Raw genomic sequence first — 11,683 nt, 5'->3', positions numbered from 1 at the left:
AATAGCCGAATGTACTATTCCTTCACTGCGCCGATCATTACCCCTTGGTTAAAGTATTTTTGTACAAAGGGGTACACACACATGATCGGAACCGTTGCCACGATAATAACAGAATACCGCATCATATTGGCGAGTCGTAGTGCGATTTGCGCAGCTTCCCCGGTTCCCATCCCCGATTGCATCTGATTGGTGATCAGAATATTTCGCAGAATCAGCTGCAAAGGATACATATTAGGATTTTTCAAATAGATCAAGGCATTAAAATATGAATTCCAGTAACCAACGGCGATCCATAGACCCAGCACGGCAATAATCGCCTTCGATAGTGGCAAAACGATCTGTACAAAATATCGAAGATTTCCACAACCATCGATCTGTGCAGCTTCCCATAAATCTCCCGGAATACTCGACTGAAAAAAGGTGCGGGCAACGATAATGTTAAACACCCCAACGGAGAAAGGCAGTACCATCACCAGAAATGTGTCGTACAGATGGAAATCACGGATCGTTAGAAAAGTCGGAATTAACCCCCCATTAAAAAACATCGTAAAGATGAAAAACAGGGAAAGATATTTTCGCCCCACAAGATCCTTTCTGGACAACGCATAGGCCGCAGAAATATTTACAATTAAACCGATTGCGGTCCCTACCACCGTATACATGATGGTATTCCAGTAACCGATCCAAATATTTTCATGACGCAGCAGCTCTTTGTAACCATCGAAGGTGAACCCTTTAGGAAATAACCAAACCTGCCCCCCCGCCACCGCGGAAGGATCACTGAACGAAGCAATGACGATAAAATATAGCGGATAAATTAAGATAACTAGAAAAATTGCTGATATAACATACATCACTATTTCCATTATAGTATCCGAAGAACGATTCTTCTTTATTTTCCCCACATTCCCTTTAGTAACTGTCTCTAAACCTCCCATTTCAATGCTCCTCCCTTCTACCACAAGCTATTTTCGCTTAGTTTTTTAGAAATCTGATTGACCATGATCAATAAAATAAAATTAATAACGGTGTTGAACAGGTTGATCGCCGAGGAAAAGCTGTATTGACTGCTGAGCAAGCCAATTTTGTAGACATAAGTAGAAAGAATTTCGCTTGAAGTGATGTTCAAGTCATTTTGCATTAAGTACACTTTTTCAAACCCAACCCCAAGCAATCCACCGACCCGCAAAATAAGCAAGGTTATCGCTGTTGGCATCAGCATCGGAATATCAATATAACGAATTTTATGCATCCGGCTTGCTCCGTCTACGGTTGCCGCCTCGTACAAGCTAGGATCAACTGCGGAGAGCGCAGCGATAAAGATAATGCTGTCCCAGCCGACATGCTGCCACACATCTGACCAAACATACACACTGCTGAATAATCCAGCGGAGCCAATCAAATCAGGAGCCTCTTTTCCAAAAAGACTATATATATTGCCCAGCAGTCCGGTGCTAGGTGAGAACAAAATCATCATTAAACCCACCATTACTACCGTGGAGATAAAGTGCGGCATATAGGACACCGTCTGGAAAAAACGTCTGAACCGGTTTGGTCTCATCTGGTTAACCATCAGCGCCAGTATAATTGGAATCGGAAAGGTAATCAGACTGTACACACTGATGATCAATGTGTTTTTAATCGTTGATGAAAATTGATAGGAATGAAAAAATTTCTCGAAGTACTTGAATCCAGCCCAAGGGCTGCCTCCAATTCCCAACGCCGGGCTATAATCCTTGAAAGCAATCAGCACCCCGTACATTGGCTTGTACGCGAATAATAACGTCAGAACTACAGCAGGAAAAAGCAATAGATAGAGACCCCAATTTTGTTTGATTTGTCCGAATTTCCGCCCGAAATGAAGTGGACTAGATTTCATGACATCCCCTCCTTATTTAAAATAGAGAATGCTACCCCACAGCTATCCTGCAGGGCAGCACCTTTTTCGAAAGACGAATAGGTTATTTCACGTTCATATAACGGCTGTAAGCATCCGTGCGAATCTTAACTAACTTTTCAAGTCCCATTTTATTAAGCTTGCTCACATAATCATCCCAGCCCTCGTCAATTCCGCCTTTGCTAATAAATTGCGCCCGCATAGTATTCACATAGCTGTCGATATCCGTAGTCAAGGTTGGCAGCTCCTCGAACTCCTCAGAAGTGTACATTACGTTAGGGAAAGGTGTGGTTACATATTCACTGCCCAGCTTATCCAGTTGCAGCTTCAGTCCATCTCCACTTTCAGGGTTCAGGACAATTTTCGATTCAAAGGATGGGCTCACATATTTCGGTCCAAAATCACGTAGCGATTGATCCCAATACCAAGCATCTGCGCTGGTTCCAGCTGGTGGATCCATCAATGTATAAGTGCTATCATCGTTTTTCTTAATAACCGTTCCAATCGCACCCCAGAAATTCTGAATGCTCGCTTCGTCAGTATAGAACTGATCTGCCCAACGTGCAGCAACCTCAGGATATTTGCAGGATGTGGTGATCAGCAGCTCATTACGGTTAAGATTCATCCCAATCGGATTCCCGATCGTATAACGTTTACCATCTGGTCCGGCAATCGGTGGAATCGTCACATATTGCTCGCTCCATTTCCCAAACACGGCGTCTGGAGTCCATTGGTACGTAAAGCCTACGATTGGAGCATCCGGATTCTGGAACTTAGCCGATCTCATCGTATCGTCCTGAGTGAATACCTCTTTATCTAGCAAGCCTTCCGCATACAATTTATTTTCCCATTTGAGACCTTCTTTGAACTCCTCCGAAACAGGGAAATATATCGCTTTTCCGTCCTTGATAATCATATTATTGTTATTCAAATCGGCAATTCCGAAAGGACTGATCAAGTCATTACCAATTTCAATAAAAGGAATCTCATCTTGTTTTCCATTCCCATTCGGATCTTGTTCTTTAAAAGCTTTGAGCACGTTATAAAGCTCATCAATCGTTTCAGGCACCTTCAAGCCCAATTTGTCCAGCCAGGTCTTGTTAATCACAGGCTGACGTGAGCTTTTTGGACGTGCAGGAAGTCTTGTTGGCAGGGAGTAGATTTTCCCGTCAGGAAATGTGCTGATTTTTTTCATTTCTGGGGTTTCTTCCATAGCTGCTTTGAGATTAGGCATATTTTGCTCAATATAATCATCAAGCGGCCGGAAAAAGCTCAGATTATTTACGATATCGGCATCCCCAAAGGTTTGATCTCCCAAAACGATATCCGGAAGCGTGCCACTTGCCAGCATAATGGACTTCTGTTCACCCCAGTCATTGGAGGACATTACTTGCCAATCGATTTTGACATTCGTATTTTTCTCCAGATCCTTCAGCCATTGGTTTTGCGTAAAGGTGTCCCCCATACTCCCCCAACGGACAGTCAGCACTTTAAGTGTCACAGGCTCATTCACAATCGGCAAGCCTTCTTTGTTATAGCTGCTCGTTTCATTTGTCGCTGCATTATTCCCTTTGTTACCGCCGCAGCCAGCAATTCCAACTACCATCGCAGCCGCCAGCAGACCCACAGTCCATTTCTTTGCAGTTTTTTTCTTACTGTGTTGACTCATCTCTTAATCCCCCATTTCAATTTATCAAAATGCATCTGAATAGCTTTATAATAACTTCTTATTTTTTCGTATTCCGGACACTTTAAGACGGTTATCCAGACCTTTGAATTCGCTTACAAAAAATACAAAAGCTAAATGCTCTACTTGGGGAGATTTAATAACAGTATCCCGACTTCTGTATGTGCTATCCGGACTTTGAGGGAAATCACTAGCGAGTTCTTATGTTTTTTTCACGCAGAGGTTTTATAATGACTTTATGATCAAAAAAACAGCGAAACACAAAACCTACCCTATTCGCCATTATATAAAAGTCATGATGTTGGTTTCATTCACAGTCCTTATTCTGGATTTAGGAATCAGCATCGCTTCCATTTCCATCGTTAAGCAGCAGTCCACTCGAAATTTGCAGGATACTGCGGCACTTTACATCAATCGTATTAATCATGATTTTGCCTACATTAATCACTATATGGGCTGGACGCTTGGGAACGATGAGAGCTTACTAACGATGAATACTTACGGGGTCAACAGTATCGAGTTCTTAAAAGCAAATGATAATCTGTTCAAACGCTTTACCGAGCTGCAAAAAAACTACGGGCATGAGTATAACTTCTTCTACTATTTGAAAAATGAGACCTATTTTTTGAATTGTGCACCGATCAGCGTAACCTATACGGATTACAGGGAGCTGAAAAAGAAGATTATTTCTTATATTGATGATAAGGAGATGTATGAGAAGTTTTATTCCAAATGGACGCCTATTCTTGTGAACAACCATTATTATGTAATTAATATCGTGCCCTATTACAATCGCTATTTAATTGGACTGATCTCCGCAGATAATCTGATCCGGCCGCTACGCCAAATTAATCTTGGCGCCAATGGTTATGTTTCTCTAGTAGATGAGAATGAACAGCCTTTAACCAGTCCGATCTCCAATAGCGGAACGTTAATAACGGAAAATGGGGGATTCGCTAATCTTTTGCAATCGCGTACAACCATCAACAGCGCATTCTCAGACACCACCTTCAGCACCAAAATGGTCATTAAATATGGCATATTCGAAAAAATCATGATTGCCCAGCTGCTTATTATGTTATTGTTCTTCATTGTGACCTCCACGTTATGCATTGTTCTGCTCTTTTTCAAAAAAAGAGTGTTAGGTCCGATTCAAAGCTTCTCCGATAACCTTGCTTTCATTAATGAGTCTGGGCAACCCGCAGATTTCAAAAGCAGTGAGATTATAGAGCTGGAACAAGCAAACACTCAGTTTAAAGGCTTGGTTGAACAAATCAAAACCTTTAAAATCACTATGTACGAGCAGGAACTGGAGAAACAAAGAATACAGCTGGACTATATGAAGCTACAGATTAAACCACACTTTTTCTTAAACTGTCTGACTAGCATCTATAGCATGGCGCAAATTCATATGTATAAAGAAATTGAAAATATGACGTTGTCTACCTCTAAGTATTTCCGTTACATTTTTCAGAATGGCGAGAATTTTGTCCGGTTAGAGGATGAAATCGAGCATGTCCGAACCTACTTGGAGATTCAAAAGCAACGTTATCAGGACGCATTTATTTATTACATCGAACAAGAGGATCAGGCAGGCAGTGTGGAAATTCCACCGTTAGTGCTGCAAACCTTTATCGAAAATTCAATTAAATATGCGATTTCACGCGAACATGAAGCCGAGATCAGACTTACAGTACAACGATTACAGATGGAGCAGGAAGAAGAAATGCTCGTTATCCAGCTCACCGATACCGGTCCCGGTTTTCCACCTCAGGTGTTAGAGAAACTTAATCTTGGAGAGCCCTTGGATCAAAGTAAAGGTACGCAAATCGGCATTATGAATACGCTTAAAAGACTAGAGTACCTATATTTAAAAAGAGCAACCGTCACCTTCTCCAATTTGGAGGGCGGCGGCGCTAGTGTAATCTTATATCTTCCGAAGCTTCCTAATAAATCTAAATGAATGGAGAGCAAACTATGAATGTACTGCTTGTTGATGATGACTTTTATGTTATTGCCGCATTGCAAAAGAAAATAGATTGGGAATCACTCCACATTGATACTGTTTATACGGCTAATAATGTCGCTCAAGCACGTGAAATAATAGAAAAGCATTCTGTTCAAATTCTGATTTCAGATATTGAAATGCCGCAGGGCAGCGGACTGGAATTACTGGCATGGATTCGCGAGGGAAATTATAGTATTCAGACTATTCTTCTTACCAATTATGCAGATTTCAACTATGCGCAGAAAGCAATCGAATTGCAGAGCTTTGAATATTTCCTCAAGCCCATTGAATTTGACAAGCTGATGTTGATCATCCAAAAGGCGGTCACCCAAGCAAAAGAGCAGCAAAAAAACGAAAAAGCCATTCAGGGCGGTTACTTTTGGCAAAAAAATCAGGCGAAGATTCTTGAGCATTTTTGGCGGAAGCTAGTCAGTGGCAGTACATCATTTCCGATTAAGTTGGCAGACATCACACATGCCATTGAAGAACAAAACCTCTCCTATCAAATGAGCGATACTCTACAGCCTTTGATATTTAACTTATTCCCTTACAATGGCAGCATGGGAAAAGAAGAAAAGGATCTGTTTGATTTTGCCCTGCTAAATGTATTGTACGAATTGTTTCAGCACCCTTGTTTTACCATCGAAAACATTCTGGAATATAGAGATTATAACTGGATCGCCATTTTAAAATGGAACCAGGCACCAGACACGCAACGGCTTGAAGCATTATGTTCTTCTTTTATTCAAAAGGCGAATCCTTATTTAAAATGTGATGTCTGCTGCAATATTGGCTTATACGATAAACTGAGTAATGTAGGGAATGTTCTAAAACAATCCCTGACTATGGATGAAGAAATTACGAGATGCAGAAATCAGACCTTTTTGGTGGAGGCTTATCTGCAGCAAAATAAACCGGGCTATACACCACCGGATCTTGCCTATTTGGAAGAGCTGCTGAACCAGAATAAATTCACTGCTTTTCTTAACGAAGTTACACAATATTTAAAGGTCATGCTTAACAATAGAACACTTGAGACCTCTGTCCTTAGCTTGTTCCGTTTAGATGTAGTTCAGCTAGTCTATTCATTTCTCAATCTGAAAGGGATACGATCGCACAAATTATACTCTGGCAAAACTAATGATAAATTATCTATGCACTCTTTGGATTCAATCGAGGATATGGAAGAATATCTTAAATACCTTGTCACTACAGCCATGAAATATCGTGACTTTGCTGCCCAGCCTAAGTCCGTCGCAGAAGAAATCAAACAATACATTCATTCACATTACGGCGATGATCTGACCCGAAATGATTTGGCTGAAATTGTTTATCTCAATCCTGATTACCTGGCGAGGATATTCAAACGAGAAACTGGGGTTTCATTAGGCAGTTACGTCATCCACGTCCGAATCGCTGCTGCGAAACATCTATTAGAAACCACAAATATGTCTGTATATACCGTCGCGAACAAAGTCGGCTATAGCAACTACTCCTATTTCTCCAAGCTTTTCAAACAAGAGGTAGGTCTCCCTCCAAACGATTATAAAAAGGAACAACAATACAATCCAGCTTACTAAAAGAGGGTAACCCAGCATCTAGTTCATGGATGCTGGGTTACCCTCTTTGGAATATCTTCTGAATATTAATTACTGTCTACCTTTACTCCTACGCTGCTGATAATGATCCACCTACGAGCTTACTCTTGCGCCCAGTAATCATACGCCACGCCTGTACTCCTACACTGCCGGAGTCATTTACGCCGAGCTTACTCTTACACACAGTAATCATCCGCAATGCCTTTACTCCTTCGCTACCGGGAATCTTACACCCCTGACCTTACTCTTACATCCAGTAACCATTCGCCCCAGGTGCTTTCGGACCCAGATGACGCTATTTGCCCATTTATCGCCTTTTGAGCACAGTTTCGGACTCCAGTGCAGCTATTCATGAGATATTGCTCCAAACCGAGTGTGTTTCTGGCCAATAGCGACTATGCGGTCCGTTAGAATTCCAAATTTGCCATATAGCAACGTTTAAGGTCAACTGAGTCCGATAGCTACTTCCTACGCGGAAATCTGGAGCTAATTAGCGAAGCTTGCCGGGGATCAAGGGAAAAGACCAAGACCCCACCAGTAACTATGCGCTTCACTCTTACACACAGTAATCATCCGCCACGCCTATACTCCTACGCTACCGGGAATCTTACACCTCATACCTTACTCTTACACCCGGTAATCATCCGCTACGCCTTTTCTCCTACACTACCGGAATCATTTACGCCGAGCTCACTCTTACATCCAGTAACCACCCGCCCCACTCTCGCCTCAGGTGCTTTCGGACCCAGATGACGCTATTTGCTCATTTATCGCCTTTTGAGCACAGTTTCGGACTCCAGTGCAACTATTCCTGAGATATTGCTCCAAATCGAGTGTGTTTCATGCCAATAGCGACTATGCGGTCCGTTAGAATTCCAAATGTGCCATATAGCAGCGTTTAAGGTCGGCTGAGTCCGATAGCTACTTCGTACGCGGAAATCTGGAGCCAATCAGCGAAGATTGCCGGAGATCAAGGGGACAGCGCAACTCCGCCAGTAACCACCCGCCCCACTCTCGCCTCAGGTGCTTCCGGACTCAGATGACGCTATTTGCCCATTTATCGCCTTTTGAGCACAGTTTCGGACTCCAGTGCAGCTATTCCTGAGATATTGCTCCAAATCGAGTGTGTTTATGGTCAATAGCGACTATGCGGTCCGTTAGAATTCCAAATGTGGCATAAAGCAACGTTTAAGGTCAGCTGGGTCCGATAGCTGCTTCCTACGCGGAAATCTGGAGCAAATCCGCGAAGCTTGCCGGGGATCACGGGAAGGTTCCCCACTGCCAGTAATCTTGCAAGCTCCAAAAAAAACATAAATGCCCCAGCAGTCATAATCAGAACGGCTGGGGCATCTCTTTTACTAAATTAAGCCTGAAGCGCTACATATTTATCGCCAAGCAGATTTTTAAAATAGGTGCGATTGTATATCATACTAGGATGGGATGGATAAAAACTCAACGCCGTTTCATTGTGATGATTCGCCTTCTCGTGTTGGCCGAGACGATCATAACAAAGTGCCAATTGAAGATGCGGCAGCCAGGTATAAAAGATCCCATTCTTCATCCCCATCGAATCGTTATCCCGCGGTAGCTGAATCGCTAGCTCATACCAGTATGCGGCTGGATGCAACTGGCCTTTTTCCAGCAGAAGTGCCCCCAGTCGGCAACAGAACTCTGAACGTGGTTTATCATACTGCAAGGTTTTACATAACGCTTCAAATGCACCTTCTTTATCCCCCAACCGTTCCCGGCATTCGGCAAGCTTTAGGCAAGCCTGGAAATTATCTTCAATCCAGCCCTGCCCACCCGCTAAGAAAATCTCATAGTATTTGCAAGCCTCTTCATTTATAGCATGATCCCTTAATTCATTCGCATAATAATACTGGTCTCTCGGCGAAAATACTTCACCCTGTGCAACACGTTTTTGATAAATCCGCAAATTACGATCTGTGTATTCCTTATCTTTCTCATGTGTGATGCAGACATCACTACTAAAAGAAGGACCACTTACCTCTAAATACTCATGAACAGGCCCAATCCATTGAAAGTTGCAGCTGCGCCGAACCAGCCTGTTGCGGCGTAAACTAGCTGTGACATTTCCCGCTTCGTCAAAAGCCAGATTATATTGCATGTTCACACTGTGAATATGTCCGGGCAGGATTTCTTTTAGTTTTTTAAAAAGAATCTGATCCTCTTCCTTTATATAATCATCCGCATCAAGCCACAAAATGTACTCCTGAGTAGCTTTGCTAAAGGCAAAATTACGTGCGGCACTAAAATTATCAATCCATTCAAAATCATAAATTACAGCTCCGAAGGACAACGCAATCTCTTTCGTTTTATCCGTCGAGCCTGTATCCACGATAACAATTTCATCTACGAGACTTGTAATGGTAGACAAACATCTGTGTAAGCTTTTTTCTTCATTTCGTACTATCATACATAAACTAATCGTAACCATACTCGCCCTCCTACACGCTTTGTTTGAAATTCTTTCTATATTGATATGCAGGGTTTAAGAAACGGACTCCCTCTCTATCCCGCCCGATCATGAAGAACTTCAGAAATATAAAGGTTATGTAAGAAACTTTCCACTCCATTCTTAGGTCTATATAAGTAAGATCAAAGGAGGTACAACATATATGAAATCCAAACGAAGAGGTGTTAGAAACGGCTGGATCTTAACTTCAATATTATGCGTCGTAATTGTACTAGTGCTGCTGGTTGGATATAAAGGGCTCGACTGGGGTACACCTACCACACCACCTACATCCACCAACGCACAAACTAATAATGAAGCAGATAACAAACATAGCTCCACTCAAGAAATGCTCGAATTTCCTAGCAGTGATCCCGATAATGGGCAGGTCATCATTCCACTGCACACTACGCTCGCGCAGCTAAATATTGATAGTGGTGACGAATATGTAAATACAGAAATCCCCCCCATACCTGAAATGACCTTTGCTTTATCTCAAGACATGAAAAACCAAGTAGAAGCAACGCTGGTCTACCGCCCTGATATCGGTGGAGGTTATCTTCTACTCGCTCCTGCCGGATGGCAGGCTACTGCGGTTGTCGGCGCTAACGGTTCTTATGGAGTTACCTTTCAGGATCCGAACCATCCGGAACAAAACATGAACTATTCAGATACGGCTTGGACTTGTATAGGCTGTGCCATCACTGCAATCGGAGCTTATTTCCCGGAAAAAGCCGAATGGGCTGACGCGCTGGGATTTACCATTAATAATCCGCTTAAGTTTAGCGAACAGCATATTTTAGGTACTGCTGGGGCTGAAGCAAGGACGGTCAGATATACGCTTCAAGCAGACGCGAATGGTTATCAGGATGAGGGTGCTGCCTATTACGATAAGGGAGAATGGGGTTATTTATTCCGCAGTATCGGAATACATCAAGCTCAAACATCCCCACAGCAGGAAGTAGTGGAGACCCTCATGAAGTTCTTTACAGATAATCATGGACCGCTCTTCATTGCTGACCCAAACGCAGAGAAGCTGGACTAAGGGTGGGAATTTTTAGAGAAAGGTATTTTCAACCTTGCTCTTGCTTTTAGAAAGACGTAGGTGCTATTTTTTGTTATAATCAATGCAATGCGTTGTTTATGAATTCAGACATATATAAAGGGGACGTAACCATGACTCAAATTATTAAAACTCTAACTATTGCAGGCAGCGACTCCAGTGGTGGCGCAGGCATCCAAGCGGATCTAAAAACATTTGAAGAGTATGGTACCTACGGCTTTAGTGCCTTGACCACTATCGTTACTATGGACCCGGACAACGGCTGGCACCATAATGTTTATCCAATTGATGCCTCCATTGTTGCTGAGCAGTTAAAAACTATTTTCGCTGGTGGCCCGGTTAATGCCATGAAGACAGGTATGCTTGGAAGTGTTGAAATTGTGCGCGTTGCTGAGCAAGCGATCAAAGAAAATCTTCAGACTAATGTAGTTATTGATCCAGTTATGGTGTGCAAGGGTGAAGATGAAGTCTTGAACCCTGACAGCGCTGAGGCTATTCGTGACTTATTGCTACCACTAGCAACTGTGGTCACCCCAAACTTGTTTGAAGCAGGTGTTCTTTCAGGTCTTGGCAAACTTACTACCCTTGAGGAAATGAAAGAAGCTGCCCGTCTGATTCATAAGCTCGGTGCACGTAATGTCGTGGTTAAAGGCGGCAAAGCACTCGGCGGCGATCAAGCGATTGATATCTTCTTCGACGGTTCTGAGTACACTGTATTCCAAACAGCCAAAATCGAACCCGCTCACAATCATGGAGCTGGATGTACTTTTGCCGCAGCAATTACAGGCGGTCTAGCTAATGGCTTAACGGTTCATGAAGCTGTTGCAAAAGCTAAAGATTTTGTCTCCGCAGCCATTCGTAATGGATTTGCGTTTAATGAATATGTGGGTCCTGTATTTCACGGTGGTTACCGTTTAGAACGTTAGAACTCGCAATCCAATTACACAAAAAAAT

The 11,683-nt window shown here is 42.7% G+C and carries 9 protein-coding genes; 4 read left to right on the top strand and 5 right to left on the bottom strand.

The features are described 5' to 3' along the window. Positions 1-14: 14 nt before the first annotated feature. From NST25_RS11175 to NST25_RS11165, 3 genes are all read right to left on the bottom strand, one after another. On the bottom strand, positions 15-938 hold the full coding sequence (locus NST25_RS11175) for a carbohydrate ABC transporter permease (RefSeq protein WP_076130365.1): 924 nt from the start codon (positions 936-938) through the stop codon (positions 15-17). 17 nt (positions 939-955) lie between these two features. Continuing rightward, the gene (locus NST25_RS11170) at positions 956-1,879 is read right to left on the bottom strand and encodes an ABC transporter permease subunit (protein ID WP_076130366.1); all 924 of its coding nucleotides are present in this window, start codon (positions 1,877-1,879) and stop codon (positions 956-958) included. A gap of 82 nt (positions 1,880-1,961) precedes the next feature. Beyond that, positions 1,962-3,566, bottom strand: a complete 1,605-nt coding sequence (locus NST25_RS11165; protein WP_340394006.1) for an extracellular solute-binding protein — start codon at positions 3,564-3,566, stop codon at positions 1,962-1,964. A gap of 256 nt (positions 3,567-3,822) precedes the next feature. Here NST25_RS11165 and NST25_RS11160 point away from each other — a divergent pair, with 256 nt between their 5' ends. Both NST25_RS11160 and NST25_RS11155 read left to right on the top strand, forming a co-directional pair. Then, positions 3,823-5,547: a histidine kinase gene (locus NST25_RS11160; RefSeq protein ID WP_340394004.1), complete on the top strand. Its 1,725-nt coding sequence runs from the start codon at positions 3,823-3,825 to the stop codon at positions 5,545-5,547. A gap of 14 nt (positions 5,548-5,561) precedes the next feature. Continuing rightward, entirely contained in the window at positions 5,562-7,172 is a 1,611-nt protein-coding gene (locus tag NST25_RS11155) for a helix-turn-helix domain-containing protein (protein ID WP_340394002.1), read from the top strand. Positions 7,173-7,260: 88 nt separating this feature from the next. Here NST25_RS11155 and NST25_RS11150 read toward each other — a convergent pair whose 3' ends face one another. Together NST25_RS11150 and NST25_RS11145 are read right to left on the bottom strand one after the other, a co-directional pair. Beyond that, entirely contained in the window at positions 7,261-7,389 is a 129-nt protein-coding gene (locus NST25_RS11150) for a hypothetical protein (RefSeq protein WP_256715861.1), read from the bottom strand. 1,164 nt (positions 7,390-8,553) lie between these two features. Further along, entirely contained in the window at positions 8,554-9,648 is a 1,095-nt protein-coding gene (locus NST25_RS11145) for a glycosyltransferase family 2 protein (protein ID WP_340394000.1), read from the bottom strand. Between the two features lie 181 nt (positions 9,649-9,829). On the opposite strand from NST25_RS11145, the gene NST25_RS11140 reads away from it, so the two are divergent. Both NST25_RS11140 and thiD read left to right on the top strand, forming a co-directional pair. Next, positions 9,830-10,711, top strand: coding sequence for a DUF4850 domain-containing protein (locus NST25_RS11140; protein ID WP_340393998.1), 882 nt, complete (start codon positions 9,830-9,832; stop codon positions 10,709-10,711). Between the two features lie 131 nt (positions 10,712-10,842). After that, a complete protein-coding gene (thiD, locus tag NST25_RS11135) occupies positions 10,843-11,655 on the top strand; it encodes a bifunctional hydroxymethylpyrimidine kinase/phosphomethylpyrimidine kinase (RefSeq protein ID WP_038570000.1) in 813 nt (270 codons plus the stop codon). The last annotated feature ends 28 nt before the right edge of the window (positions 11,656-11,683 follow it).

This window comes from Paenibacillus sp. FSL E2-0190 (genome assembly GCF_037992965.1).
In the GTDB taxonomy this organism is placed as follows: Bacteria; Bacillota; Bacilli; order Paenibacillales; family Paenibacillaceae; genus Paenibacillus_AQ; species Paenibacillus_AQ odorifer.
This window is presented reverse-complemented; position numbering and strand designations above follow the sequence as displayed.